Annotated in this window: 4 protein-coding genes; all 4 read right to left on the bottom strand. The window is 52.0% G+C overall.

What is annotated here, in order from left to right; translation table 11 throughout:
* Window positions 1–5,183, bottom strand: a 5,183-nt coding sequence (locus BMZ54_RS32525; protein ID WP_143081224.1) for a non-ribosomal peptide synthetase, incomplete at its 3' end; no start/stop codon positions are given.
* 6 nt (window positions 5,184–5,189) lie between these two features.
* On the bottom strand, window positions 5,190–5,909 hold the full coding sequence (locus tag BMZ54_RS32520) for a hypothetical protein (protein ID WP_089921424.1): 720 nt from the start codon (window positions 5,907–5,909) through the stop codon (window positions 5,190–5,192).
* Window positions 5,910–5,954: 45 nt separating this feature from the next.
* A complete protein-coding gene (locus tag BMZ54_RS32515; protein WP_089921423.1) occupies window positions 5,955–19,736 on the bottom strand; it encodes a non-ribosomal peptide synthetase in 13,782 nt (4,593 codons plus the stop codon).
* 43 nt (window positions 19,737–19,779) lie between these two features.
* Window positions 19,780–23,578 (bottom strand): non-ribosomal peptide synthetase (locus BMZ54_RS32510; protein ID WP_143081223.1); only part of this gene is annotated, 3,799 nt, incomplete at its 5' end.

Raw genomic sequence — 23,578 nt, 5'->3', positions numbered from 1 at the left:
TCATCATTGCGGCCGGCATATACCAGCCGGTTATCCATGTCCAGGTAACCCAGGTCGCCCGTGCGGTACATATGCTGGTTAGCACCCAGCAGGTCTGCCACAAAACGGCTGTTTTGTTTTACTGCCGCACTGCCATGATAACCCGCGCCTACACCAGCGCCGCCGATGTATAGCTCACCGGTTACACCGCGCGGTACCGGTTGTTGTTGCTGATCTAAAATATAAATACGGGTGTTGGTTAAGGGATTGCCCAATGGCGCCATACCTGTTTCCGTACCGGTGCAGCGGTAACAGGCTGAGTTAACCGTACATTCTGTAATGCCATATACGTTCAGCAGCGTGCTGCCTTTTGTGTATTGATAGTATTGGCGGATCAGCGTACTGTTAAGCGCTTCCCCACCCACCAGTGTGTATAACACCGGCAGCTGCTCCCCTGCTGCTGCGGCAGCCTGTAACACTGCCTGCAGATAAGAAGGGGTTATATCCAGCACATCTACCTTATGAGCAATTAAGCTACGTATATACGCTGCCGGGTCGCGGCGCTCTTCCTCCTTCAGCAGCACCAGCGTACCGCCGTTAAACAAGGGCGCAAACAGCTGCTGTACAGAGGCATCAAAGTTCAGCGAAGCGGTAAGCATAGCAGTCAAAGGACGGTTATGCTGCCGGTAAATAGTAGCTGACAGCCAGGCCGCCAGGTGCTGTACATTGCGGTGTGTAATGCGCACGCCTTTAGGCTGGCCGGTAGTACCGGAAGTATAAAGTATATAAGCCAGGTCTGATGCGCTGTTCATTAAATCCGGCGCTGTAGCTGGTAAGGCTAAATGCTCTGCTGCATCCAATGCCACACGGATAATACCATTTGGCAGGTCAGCCACTGCTTCATCTGACAGTAATACCTGCATACCACTGTCTGTTAGCAGGTACTGGCGGCGGGCAGCAGGGTAAGCCGGATCTACCGGTACATAAGCGCCGCCGGCTTTCAGAATGGCCCATAAACCGGCCAGCAAAGCCGGGCTGCGCAAGCCCTGCAAGCCTACCGGCATGTTGGGAGTTACGCCATAATCACGGCGCAGCAGGTGGGCCAGCCGGTTAGCACGGGCTTCCAGCTCGCCGTAGGTAATACTTTCACTCCCCTGCACAATAGCCACCCGTTGCGGGTATTGCTGTGCAATAAGGCTCAACTGCTCCTGCAGGCATTGTGCTGCTGCAAAGGGGGCTGCCTGCTCACCGGTGCGTAACAAGGCATGCGCGGCTACCGACGGCATCAGCTGCAGCTCCTGTACACCGGTATCAGGGGCTGCAAGCACCTGCTGCAGGCAATACAGAAAAGTATCTGCGAGTGTAGCTATTAAGCCATCATCATATACTTCCTGATTATAGTTAAAACAAACCTGGATCTCTGCTGCAGGGTATATCACCACATTCAGGTCGTAGCTCGTTTGTTCAAAGGAGCGTATATCCGAAATAGTTATGCCATCATCTTCCTGCTCCTGCATGTTATTGCCGATGGCTGTTTCTGCAGGCAGGTTCTGGAATATAAAAATATGATCCAGCAGCTCCTGCCGGAGGCTGCTTTGCTGCTGCACATCCGCCAGGGATAGGTAATGGTGCGGTTCTGCCAGGATAGCTTCCTGCTGCAGCTCCTTAAACAGCTCACGGAAGGTGCAGCCTGGGCGTATACCAGCCCTTACCGGTATGGTATTTATGAAAAGGCCGATCATTTCAGCTACCCCTTTCACCATGGCCGGCCTGCCGGATACTACTGCGCCAAACACCACCTCATTACAACCGCTGTATTTTGAAAGCACTGCGCTCCAGAGCGCCTGGAAAATAATGTTTAAAGTTACACGGCTGGCAGCTGCCAGCTGCTGCAGCCCGCTGGTTTCCTGGTGTCCTATGAGCCGGCTCACCTGCGCTGCGCTGTATTTATGTGACGCAGCGGCGCGGCGGGGAATACCGGACCTTACATTATACCCCTGCAGGTATTGCCGCCAGAACTCCAATGACGTTTTGCGGTCCTGCCTTTCCAGCCATTGCAAGTAACCGCTGTAAGCATAGGGCGTAGCTAATAATGCAGGACGGTTTTGCAGCAGGCTGTTGTAGATCTCTCCGTATTCAGCCACCAGCAGGCCCATGCACCATCCATCCATAATAATATGATGGTGGCTCCAGATAAATGCATACTCGTCCGCATTCATCCGGATAATAGCTACGCGCATCAGCGGCCCCTTTGTAAGATCAAAAGACCGGCTGATATCTGCTTTACAGAAAGCTGCCAGCCGTTGCTCCCGGTCTGCAAAGCTGCTAAGGTCTTCCATATGCAGCGAGGCGCGTACCTCTTTCAGCAATACCTGGCGTGGCTGCGGTAATCCTTCGTAAACGAAAATGGTGCGCAGGGCCTCATGCCGCTGGAATAAAATATCCAGGCTCTGACGTACGAGGTCTGCCTGCAGGTTGCCGTGCAGCCGGTACGATACCTGTTCAAAATAGGCGGGTGAAGCAGGGTTAAACAATGAATGAAAGAACATGCCTTCCTGCATGGGTGCAAGCCGGAAAACGCCCTGCACACCAGGTATTGCACGTATTGCTTCCGGTTGTTCCTCCGGCTGATAAAGAGCATTCTGCTCCCCTGCGCCTTCATGTTCCTGTACCACTTCTGTGGGGGACAGCGGCTGCAGGATACCGGCCAGGTCTTTTAATACAGGATGATCAAACAGATCTTTGATCTCCAGCTTGTACCCGGCTGCATATACTTTAGAAACGATCTTGATGGCCTTTATAGAGTCTCCGCCGGCTACGAAAAAATCATCGAAGATGCTGATATCTGTTCTGTTCAGCACCTCTTTCCATATATCTGCCAGCAGGGTTTCCATTCCTGTTTCCGGCGCTGCCACGCTGCCGCTGTGCAGAACATCCGCAGCTTCCGGTAAGGGTAATGCCTTTTTATCCAGCTTACCATTTACTGACAGGGGTATCTCTTTCAGCACAATAAACCGCGCCGGTATCATATAAGCAGGCAGGTGTTTGCCCAGGAATGTTTTCAATTCGGTAACAGCCGGCGGCACAGCCGGATCTGTTAATGTTATATAAGCCAGCAGCTCCTTTACCTGGCCCAGGGGTGCATAGGGAATTACAGCTGCATCCTTTACATCCGGATGCCGGCGTAATGCCAGGCTCACCTCATCCGGCTCCACCCGGTACCCGCGGATCTTTACCTGCTGATCTTTCCTTCCCAGGAATTCAATGCTGCCATCCGGCAGCCAGCGTCCCATATCTCCTGTGAGATATACTTTCTGACCGGCATTAAAGGGATGGTTAATAAAACGTTGGTCCGTTAACGTTTTATTGTTAATATAACCGTCGGCCAGCCCTTTACCACCCAATACTATTTCACCGGCCACCCCTATTGGTAAAAGCTGCTGTTCATTGCCCAGTATATACACCTGCACATTATTTATCGGCTTGCCAATAGAATAGTCCAGCGCATCTTTATGCACAATAGTGCAGGCCGTAGAACAGATCGCATTTTCGGCAGGCCCGTATTCATTGATGATGCGCACCCGGGGAAATTTATTGAAATGCGCCAGCATCAGGTCTTCTGTGAGCTGCTCACCCGCAAGGGTCACCATGCGCAGGCTGATCTTTTCCGCATGCAGATCATCAATAATATTCCGGTACATGCTGGGAACAATATTAAAGTTGGTAACCGGATCATTCTCCAGGTAATAGCGGATCCTGCTTACATCTATTCTCTCCTGCTCATTCAGGATGATCAGGCCTCCGCCCCATAAGAGCATGGAGAAAATATCGTTCACCGCACTGTCAAAAGAAAAAGATGCGATCTGCAGTGTCAGGAAATTTTCATCAAAACCATAGTATTCTTTCCGCCAGCTCTCTGTGTTCATTAATGCTCCATGTGATACGATCACGCCCTTGGGCAAGCCGGTAGAACCGGAGGTGTAAATGATATATGCAGGATCTGCAAGACCGGTGTTTACGTTCAAAGGCTTCGCAGGTACGGCATATCCATCCAGCTCCGCATCCAGCGCCAGCAGGCTGCCGGCAAAATCAGGGATCGCAAACAGGTAAGCTGTTTGTAATACCAGCAGGCGTGCACCGGCATTGGATAACATATAATTGATACGCTCAGGCGGATATGCAGAATCTACGGGCAGGTACGCTGCACCGGCCTTTAAAATGCCCATAATCGCCACCGGCATCCAGCAGCTGCGGTCCAGCATAACGGCTACCACATCCCGTGGCCCTATGCCATGCTGCTGCTGCAATGCGTAAGCCAGCTTATCTGAATATTCATCCAGCTCAGCATAAGTTATCCGGCGCTCATTGTCTTTTACTGCCAGCGCTGAGGGGCGCAAAGCCGCCTGCTGCCTGAATAAGGCGATAATATTGTTACCGGCGGCAAAAGCGCGGCTGTTGTCATTAAATGTGAACAGCAGCCTTTCCTCTTCCTGGGCCGACAATAATTTCACCTGCTGCCAGGTTTGGCCCGGTTGCTGAAAGGCGCTCAGCATTTTGCAGTAATGCGCTGCCAGCTGCGTTACAAACCAATCTTCAAAGCAGCTGCCGTTGTATTGTAAACGTATAGTCAGGCCGGTTAGATCTACATACACTCCTTTTTCCACATTCACTACAAGATCATAAGCCTCATTAGCGGGAACGGGCGCCTGTAAAGCATCATAACGGAATAAAACGTTCGTACCAAGCTTGCCTTTGCCTGCCTGGTGCTCCTCAGCGCCCAGGTGGTAACGGAAACGCATACTGCTTGTTACCAGCATATTTACCTTCATGATCCATTCCTTTACCGTATCTGCCGGCAAGGGAGCAGCTACCAGCGGTATCATTGCATTTTCATAGGTTTCCGGTAAAAATGCCGGTGTATGTATGCTGATGCCGGTGTTCCCGTTGTAGCGGTACAGCAGCTGGTATAAAGCAGATAATAATAAGATAAATACTTCCGGATCAGCGCCCCTGGATATTTTGTATATCATGCGGAGGTCTGCATCATCCGGACGTACTGTAACAGTACCTATGCCGTTTGAAGCGCCGGCCGGTTTACAGGCCGGCAACCGGTACTCTTCCGCAAGCAATTGTTCCTGGCTCCGCCAGAACTGTTCATTTACAGGAGGCGCTGCAGATATGGGGGCAGTTAACATTTCGTTCATATACAGTTAGCTACGTTGTGCTTCAAGCTGGTTGGCGCAGGCAAGTTCAAGATCATTCAAACAGTCGTTCAGGGCGGAAAGCTTTGGTACTACAAAGTATACGTCGTTCACCGCATAACTGTCGTATGAGGTGGCGCCTACTTTATTTACAGCAAAGGGATGCTTGACAGTATGATCACTGAAAACCGTGTTGATCTCACTGATAGAAGAAACAATGGAGCCGCCATAATATTTCAGCTCATTGCCTTCCATTACCAGCCCTACCTCTGCGGTGTACCAGTAAATATTGGCCAGGTATTGTATTACGTACCCGTTACCGGCATACTGCACGCTTAAGCGGCCCAGGGCCTCCAGGAAATCACAGAAGGGCTGGTTAGCCAGCAAAGCGGCATGGCCGAAAACATCGTGAAAAATATCAGGCAGCTTGCAGAAGTCCAGCTCATCTTCCGGGCGGATATCTACAGAAGACAAAAATTGTTTGCGGGATAAAGCGATCAGAAAATCTTCCATTGACACTATGCCCGGTGCGGCAGCGTATTGCCAGCCGGTGAGCGGCGCCAGCTTATCGTTCAATTCATGGAAATAGGGAATGCGGTTTTCGGGCAGCTGAAGCTGCTGCCATCCATCCAGGTATTCTTTATTTACCCGGCCTAAATACTGGTCAGCTCTGCCCATGAGGTAGGCCCAGGTAGCATGGTCTGCCCTGGAATAGTTTTGTTGAAGCATGGAATTATTTTTTAGGGTGATGGTAATAAGGGTTACTATTCTTTCTTATTGAAATTCAAAAGACGTGGCCAGCATGGTCTCCGTGTTGCTTTCCTTACCCTGCAGCTGCACGGCAGATAAGACTATACCCGGATTTGCCGTTACCTGCTCTATTACTGATAACAGGTCTGATAACAAACGGGTGGCGGTTTCCTTTTTAAAGAGGTCTGTAGCATAGAGCACCTGGCAGGTAATACCCTCATTGGTGAGCACAAAGGTGAATGTAAGGTCATAATGGCTCAGGTACAAAGTGGGCGCAGTGGCTATAATGTTCACATCCTTAAAGTCGGCACGGATGTCTGTTATATCATTCAGCTCCACTCTTACATCAAACAAAGGTGCACGCCCTTTTACCCGGTTCAGCGACAGCTCGCTTACCAGCTTATCAAACGGGTACACCTGGTGCTCATAAGCCTGCAGGGTTACTTCGCGGATCTTTTTCAGCAGCTGCACAAAAGTATCCTGGCTGCCGGTATGCGTACGCAGGGCCAGCATGTTCACATAAAATCCTATCTGGTCTTTCAGCGCAGCATGCTCCCTGCCGGCCACCGGAGTACCAACAATAATGTCTTCCTGGCCTGAATAATGATGCAATAAAACCTTTACGCAGGTCAGCAATGCCATAAACGTGCTCACCTGGTGCTCTTTGCCTATTGCCTGCAAACGTTGTACAGCGGCAGCATCCAACGCGGCCCCAACTACATCGCCCTTATAGGATTTTATTGCCGGCCGCTGAAAGTCAAAGGGCAGCTGCAGCAAAGGCAGCTCATTTCCCAATTGCTGCTGCCAGTAAGCTGCATGCCGGTTGTTATTATCTGCTATCAGCTGGTGCTGCCAGCTGGCATAGTCCTTATACTGCAGGGCAAGCGGCGCAAGGCTATGCATCTCATTATTACGGTATGCTTCATATAACACTGAAAGCTCGCGGGCCATCACCTCCATGGATAAAATATCTGAAACAATATGGTGCATGGTGAGGCAGAAAATGAAACGCTCATCTTCCACCTGCAGCAAGGTTGTTCTCAGCAAGGGGCCCATGCTCAATATAAAAATGGTATCTGCTTCCTGGTTAATGACCGCTGCGGCCTGCTGCTCCCGGTCGGCTGCTGTACGCAGGTCCAGGAAGCGCATCACCGGCGCATTAACGGGAGAATCTATCCGCTGCCGCGGCTCGCCTTCTTCTGTTATAAACACTGTACGCAGGCTTTCATGGCGGGCTATCATTGCTTCCAGCGCCTTGCGCAATGCGGTTATGCTCAGGTCTCCTTCCAGCACATATACCATCGGTATATTATAAGCGGCTTTGTTCTCTTCCAGCTGGTAGTTGATCCACAGCCGCTTCTGCGCATGCGATAAAGGGTAGCTGCCCGCTTCGGGTAACAGCGGTATTTCATGATGCTCGTTATAGGCGGCGGCTGCAATAACAGGCGTTAGCTCCCGGATGGTAGGGTAATCAAATACATCGGCTATATTAACGTTAACATTAAACTCCTTTTCTATCATCGTCATCATACTGATGGCTTTCAGCGAATGGCCGCCTGCTTCAAAAAAGTTATCGTCGCGGCCTATATGCGCAGTGCCCAATACTTCTTTCCAGATAACTGCCAGCCGGTCTTCCATTTTATTACGCGGCAGGTTATCTTTTTCAATGGTCACCTTTAAGGTATCAGGATGCGGCAGCGCACGCAGGTCCACTTTACCGTTAGGTGTCAGCGGCAGCTCCGGCAGTGGCAGCAACAGTGCCGGCAGCATATAGTCCGGCAGCTGAGCCGATAAATAAGCGATTATTTCCTTTCTGTCAAAAGCATCCGCAGGCACTATATAGGCTACCAGCTGCAGCTCATTAGCGGCATTATAAAAGCTGGTTGCTACACCTTGTTTTACCGCAGGACATTGCACCAGCACATTTGTGATCTCGTCGGGCTCCACGCGGTAACCTCTTATTTTCAGCTGATTGTCTGTACGTCCCAGGAACAGCATGGCGCCATCCGGCTGCCACATGGCCACATCACCGGTACGGTACACCTTCTCCGGGATGCCGGCCGGTGTAATTATCGTTACAAAGCGGGCAGCCGTTAATTCCTCCTGCTGCAGGTATGCCCTTGAAAGCCCTGCTCCGCCTACATACAGCTCACCTGCTACCCCTATGGGGCAAAACTCCATGCGGCTATTAAGAATGTAGGCACTGCGGTTCTCCAGGGGTTTACCTATCGGCACACTTTCTACACTGGTGTCTTCTATAAGATGGGTGAGCGAGAAAGTGGTGTTCTCCGTTGGCCCGTAACCGTTAACAATGCTGATAGCAGGATAAGCCTCTTTTAGCTTGCGTACATGCGGAGCCGATAGCTTTTCCCCACCGGCCACCACCAGCTGCAGCGGTGCAAAAACAGTCAGGTCCACATCTACCAGCTGGTTGAACCAGCCTGCGGTAAACCACATTTTATTTACACCGGCAGCTTTTATTTGCTGCTTCAATGCATCTTTATCCAGCAATACTTTTTCGCTGCACATTACCAGGCAGCCCCCGTTCAGCAGCATTCCCCAATATTCAAAGGTTACCGCATCAAAGGTGGGCGCGCCGGTGGCCAGCAATACATCCCCCGCCTTCAGGGCGGCAAAGCTGGTGCCCTTTACCAGGCTAACCACGTTGCCCTGTGTTACCAGCACACCTTTTGGCTTGCCGGTTGAACCGGATGTGTACATTACATAAGCCAGCTGCGCAGCCCCGGCAGGTGCGGGTAAGGGTTGTGCAGATACCGGGGCGTATTTCAGGGCCTCTATGTTAACTATCTCCGCTAAGCTACCGGCAGGCAGCACATTTTTAGTTTCATGCTCCACCAGCAGCAGGCGTGCGCCGGTATCACCCAGGATATGTTTTATGCGCTCCGGCGGCCAGCTCCGGTCTATGGTAACATACGCTCCTCCTGCTTTTAAGATGGCCAGCAGCGCTACTATCAACCCGGCGCTGCGCTCTGCGCATACCGCTATCATCTCTTCGCTGCCCGTACCTTTATCGAGCAGATGCTGCGCCAGCGCGGTAGAACGTTCATCCAGCTGCCGGTAGGTATAACGTACATGGCCGTCCGTTAGGGCCCACTCATCGGGGCTGGCATTTACCTGCTCATTGAATACGGCTATAATGCCTTCGTTTGCCGGATAGGCTGCTTCCCTTTTGCTAATGCTGTTCAACAGGGCAATGTCCTTTTCGCATAACAGGCGGATATCCTGTACCTGTTTAACACTGGCATCCATCAACTGGGTAAGCACATGTTTGAACTGATCACGGATCATGTGTATATACGCTGCTGCTGCCAGGCGCTCGTTATAAGTAAAATGCACTACCGCTGTAGCGCCAAAGAAAATATTGATGGTGAGCAGATAGTTGGTCTGCTCTTTCATTTGTGTGTTAAAAGCCTGCAGCTTCCATTCGCGGGAAAGCACCTCACCCATCGGATAATTCTCAAACACCAGTATGCTGTCAAACAGATCACCGCGGATACCGGTCCTGCTTTGGATGGTATGTAAAGGTGTATACTGGTTTTCACGGGTGGCTGTATGTCCTGCCTGTAAAGCATTAAGCCATTCCATTACCTTAGCGGATGGCTGCATTTTTGAACGCAGCGGCAGGGTATTAATGTAAAGGCCTACCCGCTGTTCTGCATTTTCCATATCGCCCGGCCTGCCGGATACTGTTACGCCATACAATACGTCTGCCAGGCCGGTGTACTGGTGTAACAGGTACGACCATACGCCCTGCATTAATGTATTTACCGTTAAGGAATTGGCCTGTGCAAAGTTCCGTACCCGGGTGGTATAGTCTTCATCAAATTCCAGCGCTATGCGGGCAAACGTTCCGTCGCCTTTATTACGGCCCTGCTTTTCGCGGGTAAAGGGCAGCAGGGAAGGCTGGGTGAAACCGGCAAGGTAATCTTTCCAGAAAGCCTGCTCCTGCAGCTTATCCCGTTTGCCCAGGTAACGGATGTAATCTTCATAACGGTCTTCTACCCTGTCCAGCCGCGCACCGCCGCTGAACAATGTTTCATATGATTGCAGGATCTCCTCCATGAGTATGGCGGTAGACCAGCCATCCAGGATAATATGGTGGCTGGTCCATACCATGCGGTAAACATCTTCATCCAGCCGGAACAGGGTTATGCGCATTAAAGGTGCACAATGGAAATCAAATCCACGCAGGCGGTCTGCTTCCAGGAAGCTTTCCAGCCGCGCGCGTTTTTCATCGTCGTTATACGCACGGATGTCTGTTATTTCAAACGGCAGCGTAGCCCATTCATGCACACATTGCACCGGAATGCTCATGTCCTTGTGGTGATAAGAGCTGCGCAGTATACTGTGGTCCTGCAACAGCTGCTCCCAGCAGCGGCGCAGCACTGTGATATCAATATCTTTAAAATCACAGCTGAACTGCTCTATATATGCGCCATACTGTTCATACACACCATGGAACAGCAGCCCTTCCTGCAAAGGGCCCAGGGGATAGATGCCGGTAACCGGCGCTTCCGAAGCAGCGGCCGACTGCATAAACGCATCGAACTCCTGCAGGGTTACCTGGCCGCCCAGACCATAATCGGAGGGCGTGTATACCCGTTTTTTAATTGCCGTGCAGTGCCGGATCAGCTCCTGCAATACCTGCATATAGGTTGCTGCCAATGTTTCAATGGTAGCGGCATCATAATCTTTTGCAGAATAGTTCCAGGCAAAGGTCAGCATTCCATCCATCACAGAGCCGTTCACCTGAAGGCGGTTGGTAAAAGGGTGATCTTCCGAAGTGGTTACACCTGCGGGTTCCGGCGCCCAGCTTACGTTGCGGCCTTCCTGCATGGTGTTATCCAGCTGCCCCAGGTAGTTAAAGACAACTTCCGGCGGCCTGGAAGCTAGGCTGTTCCTTATAGCTTCATCCGGATGCAGGTAACGTAGCATACCGTATCCCATTCCTTTACCTGGAATGCTGCGCAGCTGCTCTTTTACGCTGCGCACCAGTAAGCCCATATCACCGGCAGCCGGCAACGCAAGGTTCACCGGGTAAAGGTTGGTAAACCAGCCTATGGTACGGCTGCAGTCCAGCTCATCTGTCATTTGCTCGCGGCCATGACCTTCCAGGCCCAATAATAAGTTCGTATGCCCGCTCCAGTTACAGACGGTTTGCAGCAATGCGCTTAACAGCAGATCATTGATCTCTGTATGGTAAGCTGCTGAAGCATCCTGCAGCAAAGCAGCCGTGGCAGCGGTATCCAGGCTGGCTACCGCCATCCGCACATCGCGTATGGCTGATGTTGCAGTAGCGTGATCTACCGGCAGCGGTGCATAATTACTAATTACGCCTTCCCAGTAACGCTGCTGGCTCAGTACGTGCGGGCGGGTACCGGCATCGGCTAAAAATGCGCTCCACTGGCGGAATGAGCTGCTCTTGCTGCCAAAGTCCGGCAACTGGCCGGCGGTTACCTGCTCCAGGCCTGTTTCCAGGTCCTCTACCAGTATACGCCATGAAATACCATCCACACATAAGTGATGTATCACCATCAGTAAACGGTTATGGCTATATGCAGCTGGTGTGCGCATATATACAAAGCGGTACACGATGCCTTTTGTAATATCCAGGCTGCGCTGGTAGCGGTCGCATAATGCGGTGAGATCTTCGCTGTCTCCCAGCTCAATGGTTTCCACGGTACCCGCATTGGCGCCATAATACTGTTCCCAGCCGGCCGCTGTTTGTGTAAAATGCAAACGCAGGCTGTCATGATGTGCTGCCAGCTTATGCAGCACCTGCTCCACACCGGCTGCGGGCAATGCTTTATTTAATGATAATAATACGGATTGGTTATAGTGTGAGGGGTGCGGACGTTCCTGGTCCAGATACCATTGCTGGATGGGAAGCAGCTTTACCGCGCCGTCCAGCAATCCCTGCTCTGCCTGTACTGCAGAAAGAGAACGTACCTGCTCTGATAAACGGGCAATGGTCTGACACTCAAAAATATCCTTCGGCTGCAGCTCCAGGCCTGCACGTTTGCTGCGGCTTACCACCTGTATGGTAATGATGGAATCACCACCCAGGGAAAAGAAATTGTCGTGTATGCCTACCTGTTCCACATGCAGCAGCTCTTCCCAGATGCGGCATAATGTTTTCTCCGTAGCATTACGCGGGGCGGCGTAACTATCTGACCGTTGCAGCGCAGCGCCGGGATCCGGCAGCTGTTTCCGGTCTATTTTGCCGTTAGCCGTAAGGGGAAATGCTTCCATTACCACCAGCGCAGCGGGGCGCATATACTCCGGCAGGCGCTGCTGCAGGTAGTGCTGCACGTTTTCTTCGCGGTAATCTGCAGCAGGCAATACATAACCGATCAGGCGTTTATTGCCATAGGCATCTTCATTGGCGGTAACCACACATTGCAGCACGCCGGGCGCCTGTTGTAAATGGCTTTCCACATCGCCCAGCTCTATGCGGTAACCGCGGATCTTCACCTGCTCATCGCCCCTGCCCTGGAAAGATATGCAGCCGTCCGGCAGCCAGCAGCCTACATCGCCGGTGCGATATAGTTTTGCGCCTGGAATAAAAGGATGATCAATAAAACGGGATGCGGTCAGCTCCGGATTATTCAGATAACCATTTGCCAGCAGGTCGCCGCCAATGTATAATTCGCCTTTCACGCCCAATGGCTGCTGCTGCAGCTGCGCATCCAGTATATACACGGCAGTATTAGCGATGGGCCGGCCAATGGGCGCCGGATCTGTAATAACACTATAATCTTTTAATGCCAGCGAAGTGGCTACTACGCCGGTTTCTGTAAGTCCGTAGTTATTCACTACACGAAGGCCGGCGCCGGCGGTTTTCAATTTATCTCCACCGGTGAGCAGCAGCAGCCGGCCATCCAGGTCGCCTGCATACGCAATAAACTGCTCACAAACCGGTGTTGGCAGAAAACAATGTGTAATACCTGAATTGCGCATCCTGGATACCAGCTGCTCCATATTCAGCTTCACCGCTTCTTCCAGCGGATACAGGCAGGCGCCTTTCAACAGGTAAGGCCATATTTCCCATCCGCAGGCATCGAAACCTATACCGGAATAAACGGTTGCACGGGAAGTATCTGATACCTCAAAGGCGTTGTTATGCCAATAGGAAAGGTTCACAATGGGCTGGTGCGCTACCTGCACGCCCTTAGGCTGGCCGGTAGAACCGGATGTATAGATCACATATGCAGGAGCAGCTGCATCAATTATTTCGGGCAGCAGGTGTTTATTGGCCTGCAGCGTAGGAAGCTGTATATCCAGGGCTATGATCTCCCCGCTGAAAGCCACATCCAGCTCAAACATCGTGTCGGAATCGGTAAGCAATATAGTTGCACCGGCATCTTCCAGCATCCAGGATTTGCGCTCCGGCACCAGTGAGGGATCAACAGGCAGGTAAGCTGCACCTGATTTTAAGATGCCCAGCATACCTGTTATAAGCCACTCTGAACGTTGCATCATCACAGCCACCACCGGCCTGTCTGTAGTATAACGGTCTACCAGGTAAGCGGCCAGCTGGTCTGCATTTTCATTCAGCTGCCGGTAACTAAGTGTGCCCGTTGGCGTTACAACAGCCGGGTTACCCGGTGTGCGCGCAGCCTGTTCTTCAAACAGTGTTACCAGGCTTTTATCTGATGGATAAGTAGCGGCCGTATCATTGAAGACTGCCAGCTGCAAAGTTTCTGCAGGGGTTAACAACTGCAGGCTACCCAGGGTCCGGCTGCCGTTCTCCACCATTTGCTCCAGGATGTAGCCGAAATGCGTTTTCATCATAACAGCATAACGGGCGTCCAGCAGGTGTTGATTGTATGTGAAGCAAACCACCAGCTCCTCTTTGAGCAGGATGTTCAGCGCCAGCAGATAATTGGATTGCTCCTGGATGGATACATTAAATGCATTCAGTTCCCAGTCGGCTGTGATCTTTTCACTAACCGGGTAATTCTCAAAGGCCAGGATGTTATCAAACAGGTCGCCACGTATACCGGCCCAACTCTGAATGGTATGCAACGGTGTATACTGACTTTCCCGGGTACGGGTATGTGCTGCCTGCAGCTCCGTTAACCAGCCGGCAACCGTGTCATTCACGTTTACCTGCACCCGTAAGGGAAGAGTGTTGATATACAGGCCTACGCGCTGCTCTGCATTCTCCAGCTCCCCGGGCCGGCCGGATACCGTAACGCCATACAATACATCCATTAAGCCGGTGTAGCGGTATAACAGGTACGACCATACGCCCTGCATAAGGGTATTCACCGTTAGCTGGTTTGCCTGCGCAAAAGCCTTTACCCTGGCGGTGAATGCTGCATCGCATACCAGCTCGGTACGGTGAAACAGATCGGTGCCTTTGTTACGTCCCTGCTGATCATTCACAAATGGCAGCAGCACGGGCTGGGCAAAGCCCTGCATATATGTTTTCCAGAAAGCAGCATCTGCCTCCGCATCACGTTTGCCCAAGTAACGGATATAATCCTCATAGCGGTCTTCCTGCTTAACCTGCAGCGTACCTCCTTTTGACAATACTTCATAATGCTGCAATATCTCTTCCATCAGGATAGCGGTAGACCATCCATCGAGAATAATGTGATGGCTGGTCCAAACCATACGGTAAACATCTTCTTCCAGCCGGAAGAGGGTAACCCGCATTAAGGGCGCCCGGCGAAAATCAAATCCGCGCAGGCGGTCGGCCACCAGGAAGGCCTCCAGCTGATTGCGCTGCTCATCCTTACTAAACGGCCGGTAGTCGGTCACTTCAAAAGGCAGGGTTACTTTTTCGTGCACACACTGCACAGGTATGCTCATATCCTTATGGTGATAGGAGCTGCGCAATACGCTGTGCTCCTGCATCAGCTGCTCCCAGCAGCGGCGCAGCAGGTCCAGGTCAGGCGCCGCAAATTCGCAGGTGAACTGCGCCATATAAGCTTCACTTTGTTCATACACGCCGTGAAACAGCAGCCCTTCCTGTAAAGGCCCTAAAGGATAAATAGCTGTAACAGGCCCGCTGTCTGCAGGCAGCGAGCGCATAAACGTATCGAACTCCTGCAGCGTCACACGATTGCCCAACCCATAATCCGATGGAGTAAGCACGCGCTGTTTCACTGCGGTGCAATGCGTTATCAGCTCCTGCAGTGACCGTATATAATCCGCTGCCAGCATTTCTATGGTAGCAGCATCATAATCTTTGGAAGAATAATTCCAGGCAAGCATAAGCTCACCATCCATTACAGAGCTGTTAATTTCCAGCCGGCTGCTGAAAATATGTTCGGCTGCCATTGCCATACCGGCCGGTTCCGGCGCCCAGCTTACATACTGGCCGCTCCGGATCGTATTATCCAGCTGTCCCAGGTAATTAAATACAACTTCTGGAGTACCTGCAGCCAGACTGTTCCTCACAGCATGATCGGGGTGCAGGTAGCGCAGCAGGCCATATCCAATGCCCTTACCGGGGATATTACGCAGCTGCTCTTTTACGCTGCGCAGCAGCATGCCTTTATCAGCTGCTGCCGGTAAGGAAAGGCACAGCGGGTAAAAGCTGGTGAACCAACCCACCGTACGGCTGTTGTCCAGCTCAGCGTTCAGAGGTTCACGTCCGTGTCCCTCCATTCCCAGTAACAGGTCCGTATGCCCGCTCCAGCTGCAGATGGTTTGCAGCAATGCGCTTAACAGCAGGTCATTGATCTCTGTATGGTAAGCGGTATGTGCACCCTGTAACAGGGTTGTGGTAGCGGCAGCATCCAGGTTCACAACAACGGTACGCACATCGTTCTGTGTTGATGCAGCTGCAGTATGATCAACCGGCAGCGGGCGGTAGCGGGCTGCCACACCCAGCCAGTATTGCTGCTGGCGCTGTATGGATGGCTGTGTGCTATATGCTGCCAGGAAACTGCTCCATTGGCGGAGCGAGCTGCTTTTGCTGCCAAAGTCCGGCGTGCCGCCACTCATCACCTGCTCTAGCCCAGTTTCCAGGTCTTCTGCAATAATGCGCCATGAAATGCCATCCACACAAAGGTGGTGCACCACCAGCAATAAACGGTTGTGGGTATACGAAGCTGGCATAAGGATATGCACAAAACGGTACACCACCCCGTTGGTAATATCCAGGCTGCGCTGGTAGCGGTTACACAGCGCGGTAAGATCTTCTTCATTGCCCAGCATTACAGTTTCCACCGTGCCTGCATTCAGGCCATACTCCTGCTTCCAGCCTTCTGCAGTGGCGGTAAAATGTAAGCGAAGGCTGTCATGATGTGTGGTGAGCTTATGTAAAACCTGCTCCACCGCAGCTGCCGGCAATTTTTTATCCAGTGATAATAATACGGACTGGTTATAATGTGAAATGGATGGTTGCTGTTGCTGTAAATACCATTGCTGAACAGGCATCAAAGCAAGCTCCCCTTCCAGGAGCCCCTGCTCGGCCTGCACAGGGGAGAGGGTACGTACCTGCAGTGCCAAACCGGCTACGGTCTGGTATTCAAAAAGATCCCTGGGCTGCAGCTCCAGGCCGGCGCGTTTGCAGCGGCTTACTACCTGTATGGTGATAATGGAATCACCGCCCAGTGAGAAGAAATTGTCGTGTATGCCTACCCGTTCTGCATGCAGCAGCTCCTGCCAGATGGTGCATAATATTTTTTCAACCTCAGTACGGGGGGCCTCATAGTTATCACCTTTTTGCAGGATGGCGGCCGGATCGGGCAGCTGGCGGCGGTCTACCTTCCCGTTGGCGGTTAATGGCAGCGCTTCCAGCGCCAGCAGCGCGGAAGGTATCATATAATCCGGCAACAGCTGCTCCAGGTACTGCAGCACCGCGGTTTCCTTATAGTCTGCGCCGGGCACCACAAAACCAACCAGGCGTTTAAGACCCTGTTTATCGTCGTACACGGTTACCACGCTTTGCAATACGCCGGGCGCCTGCTGTAAACGGTTTTCTATCTCACCCAGCTCTATGCGGTAACCACGGATCTTCACCTGCTCATCCTTTCTGCCCAGGAAGGCAATAGCACCGCCCGGAAGCCATCGGCCAATATCCCCGGTGCGGTATATCTTTTCTCCCGGCTCAAAGGGGTTGGCAATAAAACGCGTAGCGCTAAGAGCGGGACTGTTCAGGTAACCTTTGGCAAGGCCGGTACCTGAAACACATATTTCACCATAAGCACCGGGCGGGCATAATTCCAGTGAATTATTCAGGATATAAACACGGAGGTTAGCCACCGGCGTGCCAATGGGTATGGAGCGCAGCTGTTTATCTTTTGCGGTTACCTTATGCATGCTAACGCATACTGCGCACTCCGTTGGACCGTATGCGTTAAAGTAATTAAGATGTTGTGCAAGATACAGGGCATCGGCCTTTACGGCGGCTTCACCGGCCGTAATGACAACTCTCAGGAATCGCAGCTCTTCTGCTTTCAGCGCTCCCAGGTAGGCCGGCGGCAGGGTGGCCACACTTACATTATTTGTGCGCAGGTAAGCTATAAAGCGCCCGCCATCGCTGATCAATTCTTTATCCGCAATTACCAGCGCGGCGCCGGTATAAAAAGCCATGCAGATCTCAGACACAGAAGCATCAAAGGACAGGGAGGCAAACTGCAGCACATGATCATTTGCCTGCACGCCAAATTTCTGTACCTGGTCTGTGCTCATGTTCACATTGCTGCGGTGGGAGATCATTACACCTTTAGGCTGACCGGTAGAACCGGAGGTATAGATCACATAGGCCAGGTCGTCCGGCTGATTCACCTGCGGCGGTGTTTCCACTGCTTCCAGCATGGGCAGCTGGATGTCCATTGCAAAAATGTGTTCGGTAAAATACTCATTCAGTGAAAACATCCAGGATGAGGATGTTACCAGCGCCTGCGGGGTTGCATCTTTCAGCATGGCTGTCAGTCTTTCTGCCGGCAACAGCGGATCCAGCGGAAGGTAAGCGCCGCCTGCTTTTAAAATGCCCAATATGCCAATGACCGCCTGGTCTGATTGCTCCATCAGCAGGCCTACTATATGACCGGGCTTTACACCCGCTGCCGTGCGGAGGTACATGGCCAGCTTATCTGCTTCGGCATTCAGCTCCCGGTAAGTGAAGCGCTGCTCCTTATATATAAGCGCGGTTTGATCCGGCGTACGCTGCGCCTGTGCTTCAAACAGCGAAACAATGGTCTGATCATCCGGATACGCTGCCTGTACCCCGCTATAGGTATGCAGCAGCAAATGCTTTTCATCTGCCGACAACATATCCAGCCTGCCTACCGGCACTTCCGGTGTAACTGTTACTGCCTGCAGCAGTGTTTCGTAGTGCCGCATCATAGCATTGATGGTAGCAGCTTCAAACAGGTCTGTGCTATAATCAACATTTACCAGCAAACGGCCCTCTGTTTCAAAAATATTGAACGTAAGGTTAAACTTCAGGCCTGCATATTCTACCGGCGTAGTGGAAAGCTGCAGATCACCCAGCTGCATATCCGGCACGCCGGGCGTGTTCTGCAACACAAACATTACCTGGAACACCGGGCTGCGGCTGATATCCCGCTCCGCTCCTATTTTTTCCACCACTTTCAGGAAAGGTATATCCTGGTTGGCATATGCTTCCAGTGTAGTGTTTTTTACTTCCTGTAATAAGGCTGCAAAGGTGATATCGTCATTCAGCTGGCTGCGTAATGCAAGAGTGTTTACGAAAAAGCCAACCAGGTCTGTCAGCTCCTGCTGGGTACGATTGGCTACAGAGGTACCTACACAAATATCTTCCTGTCCGCCGTAACGGTATAACAATACTTTGAATGCCGCCAGCATGGTCATAAACAGTGTTACCTCCTGCTGGTTGGAGAGCTGCCTTAACCGGGCACTGAGGCCGGCATCCAATGGAAATACGACAGAACGCCCACGGGTGCTTTGTTTTGCGGGATGTGCAAAATCCGTTGGCAGGTTTAGCGGCAATACATTCTTTAATTGTTTTTCCCAATAGGCCAGCTGATCATCCAGCAAATGCTCCTGCAGGTAACGGCGCTGCCATAAAGCATAATCCTTGTATTGCACCGGCAATTCCGGTAATACAGGTGTACGTCCCTGCAGCCGCGCATTGTACAGCTCTGCCAGCTCTTTTACCACCAGACCCTGTGACCAGGCATCCGATGCTACGTGATGCATTAATGCCAGCAGCACATGCTCGTCTTCCTTTAAACGGAGCATGCTTACCCGCAGCATATATTCAGCAGAGAGGTCAAAGGGCCGGTTAATATAATGGTCAATATACTGTTGAAGGTAATTCTCATCTGCCAGCGCAGGATCTTCAACATACTCCATTTTCCATCCGTCCGGCGGCAATATCACCTGGAAAGGTTTACCATCTTCCTGCTGTAATACAGTGCGTAATACTTCGTGGCGGCCCACAATTTCGCGGCAGGCTTGTTCCAGCAGCTGAAGATCGGGCTGCCCCTGCAGCTTCAGGATAGCCGGCATGTGATAATGGGTGCTGCCTTCCAGCTGGTCAATAAACCAAAGCCTTTCCTGCGAAAAAGATAAGGGCAGGCGTTCACCTGGCAACGGGAATGCAGGTGTAACCGGCTCCATCACCGTATTGATCTTAAGCATATCGCCTTCCTCACTCTGAAGAAAGGCAATGATCGCTTCCCTGTTAGCCTTCAGCTCCTCCATTAATCCCGGCGCTAACGGGTGATCCTTGGGAGCTTTCATGCGAAGCTTTGTGCCTTCCAGGAAAATAAAAATGCCGGACTTTCTTGCACCAGCTAAAATATGTATGACGTGATTTTGCTTTTCGCCAATCATGTTTAGTTTTTTAAAGCTGCAGATGAAACAATAGGGGTTGTGTTCAGATCTCGTATACTTCAAATTCCTGCTGGTTTTCCGAGTTTTCCTCTTCAGGCATTACAGCCTCCAGGTAAGCCGCCAGCAGGGAAATGGTTGGAAAGCGGAAAATGATATTAACGGGGATGTTTACCTGGAACAATTTTCTTAATTGCAGCACCACCCGCACTGCCATTAGCGAGTGACCGCCCAGCTCAAAAAAGTCATCGTGGATGCTGATAACATTTTTGTCCAGCAAGGGCGCCCATATGCTGCTGATCTCCTGCTCGGTTTTATTACGGGGGCCTTCAAAGCTGTTTGCCTGCTGCAATACAGCCGGCAGCGGCAGCTTTTTCCGGTCTATTTTACCATTGTTATTTAATGGCAGGCTGTCTATAGCCAGGTAATAAGCGGGCAGCTGGTGGGCCGGCAGGCGGGAAGCCAGCCATAGTTTTACCGGCTCGGTTGCAGCGCCATCCTGCATTACCAGGTAAGCGGCCAACTGACTGCCGGCGCCTTTGTTAACAACCGTTATCAATGCCTGTTTTACACCAGGGGCCTGCCTGCAGACTGCTTCTACCTCACCCAGCTCTATGCGGAAGCCGCGGATCTTCACCTGCCCTTCGGCTATCCTGCCTATGAATTGCAGCTGACCACCGGATGTCCAGCAAACTTTATCACCGGTGCGGTACATCCTTTCTGCAGGCGCATCACTGAAAATGTTCTTTACAAAGGCATGTGCCGTTTGCGCATCGCGGTTCAGGTAACCACGGGCTACCTGCGCACCGGCAATAAACAGCTCACCGGAAATGCCCGGCGGCACCACCTGCATATGCTGATCCAGCACATACAGCTGTGTGTTCCATACCGGCTTACCTATCAGAACGGGGTCCTTATCTGTAAAACCGGCAGGCACCGGCCAGCAGGTTACATCTATGGCTGCCTCCGTAGGCCCGTACAGGTTATATAAGCGGCAGCCGGCATCCATTTTTTCCCGGAAGCTGCTGATATGATGGGGTAATAATGCTTCGCCGCTGCATAGCACGTATTTCAGGCCGGCGCAGCTGCCCGGTGTTATATTCTCAAGGAACAGCTCCAGCAGAGAGGGTACAAAGTGAACCATGGTTATAGAGCGGGCTGCTATTACGGCTTCAAGGTAAGCCACATCGGCCTGTGCATCCGGTGCGGCAAACACCAGGCGGGCGCCGGCCATTAAGGGCCACAACAACTCCCATACAGATACGTCAAAACAATAAGTGGTTTTCTGCAGCACGGCGTCATCAGCAGTTAACCCAAAATAGTCCTGTGCCCAGCATAAACGGTTCAGCAAACCGGCATGCTCATTCACCACACCTTTTGGTGTGCCGGTAGAACCGGATGTGTAGATCACATAAGCCGGGGCATCCGGCCGTGTACGTATAGCCACCGGCGTTACCGGGCAGGCAGCTATTTTATCCTGCACAGCATCCAGGTAAATGATGGGTATGTTTATGTCACCGGGCCATTCATTGCCAATCTCCCTGGCGGAGATCACTAAGCCTGCGCTTACATCTTCCAGGATAAAAGCAATACGGCCGGCCGGGTAATGCGGATCCACAGGCACATATGCGGCGCCGGCTTTCAGAATGGCCAGGATGCTTACGATCATTTCCATAGAACGTTGCAGGCATACGGGTACCAGGTCTCCGGGTTTTACGCCGTGCTGCTGCAGGTAATGCGCCAGCTGGTTAGCCTGTTCATGCAGCTGCCGGTAAGTATACTGGCCTGCTGCTATAACAGCGATGGCATCCGGCGTGCGGGCTGCCTGGGCTTCCATCAGGTCCACCACAGTTTGTTTGTTATCAATGACCACAGTGGTATCATTGAAGGTGCTGATCACCTGCAGCTGCTCTGCCTGCGTCAGGTAAGGCAGCCGGGCTACCGGGCATTGCGGGTCATTTGTGATCGCCTGTAGTAAACCGGTATAATGTTGCTGCAGCCTTTCTATCCTACTGCGCTCAAAAAGATCTGTATTATATTCTATGGACACCCGCAGCCCCTCCGCGGCATGCAGGAATGTGAAGGTAAGATCAAACTTACTGGTGTGTTGCGGCAGCTCTGTGCCGGTTGCCACCAGGTCCGGAACAGCTGTTATCTCAGCCCCGTCCTGTATTTCCTGCAGCACCATCATTACATCAAACAGCGGGGAGCGGCTAATGTCCCTTGAAAGTCCCAGCTCTTCCACCAGCAGGTCAAATGGGTACTGCTGGTGCTCATAATCTTCCAGCGTGTTTGCCAGTATGTGATCCAGTATAGCTTCAAAGCTGTTATTGCCATTAAAGCGGCTGCGCAATGCCAGCGTATTAACATAAAAACCTACCTGATTTTCAGTGTCTTTATGCGCCCGCCCTGCTACCGGGGTACCGATAATAATATCTTCCTGACCGGTGTAGCGGTACAGCATTACTTTAAGTGTAGCCATCAGGGTTATAAACAGGCTTGCATGGCGGCTGCGGCCTAAAGCAGCAATACGGTCTGCCAGCGCAGCATCCAGCATAAATGAAAGCGTACTACCGTTGAAAGTTTTAAGCGCCGGGCGTGGATGGTCTGCGGGCAGGTCCAGCACCGGTATATCACCGCCCAGCTTCTGCAGCCAGTATGCAAGATGGCTGTTATTACCGCGCGCCTGCAGCATAGCCGTTTGCGATGCAGCGTAATCCTTATACTGGATCTTTAAAGGTTCCTGCGCCGGCGCTGTTCCTGACAGCAAGGACTGGTAAGCCTGCAACAGCTCCCGCAGCAGTATGCCCATTGACCATCCGTCGGAAACAATATGGTGCATGGTTAATATAAACTGGCTGCGTTGCTCCTGCAGCAGTAATAAGCGCCCCCTGATAAGGTGATATGTGCTGAGGTCAAAAAGTGTATCTGTTTCAGCCGCAGCTATTGCTGCGGCCTGCTTTTCCGGGTCTGCTGCCGTGCGCAGGTCATTCACCTGCAGGCTGAAATTAACTTCCCCTGCCGGCGCCACCTGCTGCCGCGGCATGTTATCTGCAACAATAAAGCGGGTGCGCAATATTTCATGCCGGTTCACCAGGTGTTGCAATGCCTTTTCAAATAAAGGGATGTTTAATACGCCTTCCAGCATAAAGCTGCCGGTAATATGATAGGCGGTATGCGCGGCTTCCAGCTGGTCCAGGATCCATAATCTCTGCTGGGCATGTGACAGGGCGTAGTGCTCCTGCTGCGCTACCGGACGGATGCCTTCGTAAAGGCTCAGCCCACGGCTCTCTGCCACCTTGCATAAACCTGCTATAGTGGGCTCGCTGAACACATCCCGCAAGCCCAAACGGATGTGGCTTTCATGATGCAAACGGTTCACAAATGCGCCGATGTTCAAAGAGTGCGCCCCCAGCTCAAGAAAATTATCATGGATGCCTATCTGCTGTAAGCCAAGTATATCCTGCCAGATGCCGGCCATCGTACGTTCCAGCACTGTGGTTGCTGCCTGGTAAGCTACCTCCCCGCCTGCCCTGGCTGGTACCGGCAAACCACGGTAATTGATCTTCCCATTGGCCGTTAACGGAATAGCGCTTAAGCGTATATACGTGTCCGGTACCATGTAGGCCGGTAACGATCCTGATAAATGTGCTTTTACTGCAGCCCATGACAGCTCCGTGGCGCTTACCACGTAACCGCACAGGTAATTGCTGCCCCGCTCATCCTTCCATACACTTACCACTGCTTCCTCCACTCCCGGGTACTGCTGCAGGTGATAGCTGATCTCTCCCGGCTCTACCCGGTAACCGCGTACCTTCACCTGCTGGTCTTTACGACCCAGGAAC

It is taken from the genome of Chitinophaga rupis (assembly GCF_900109685.1).
GTDB classification, from domain to species: Bacteria; Bacteroidota; Bacteroidia; order Chitinophagales; family Chitinophagaceae; genus Chitinophaga; species Chitinophaga rupis.
Note: the sequence above shows the minus strand (reverse complement) of the source record. Positions and strands in the feature narration are given on the sequence as shown.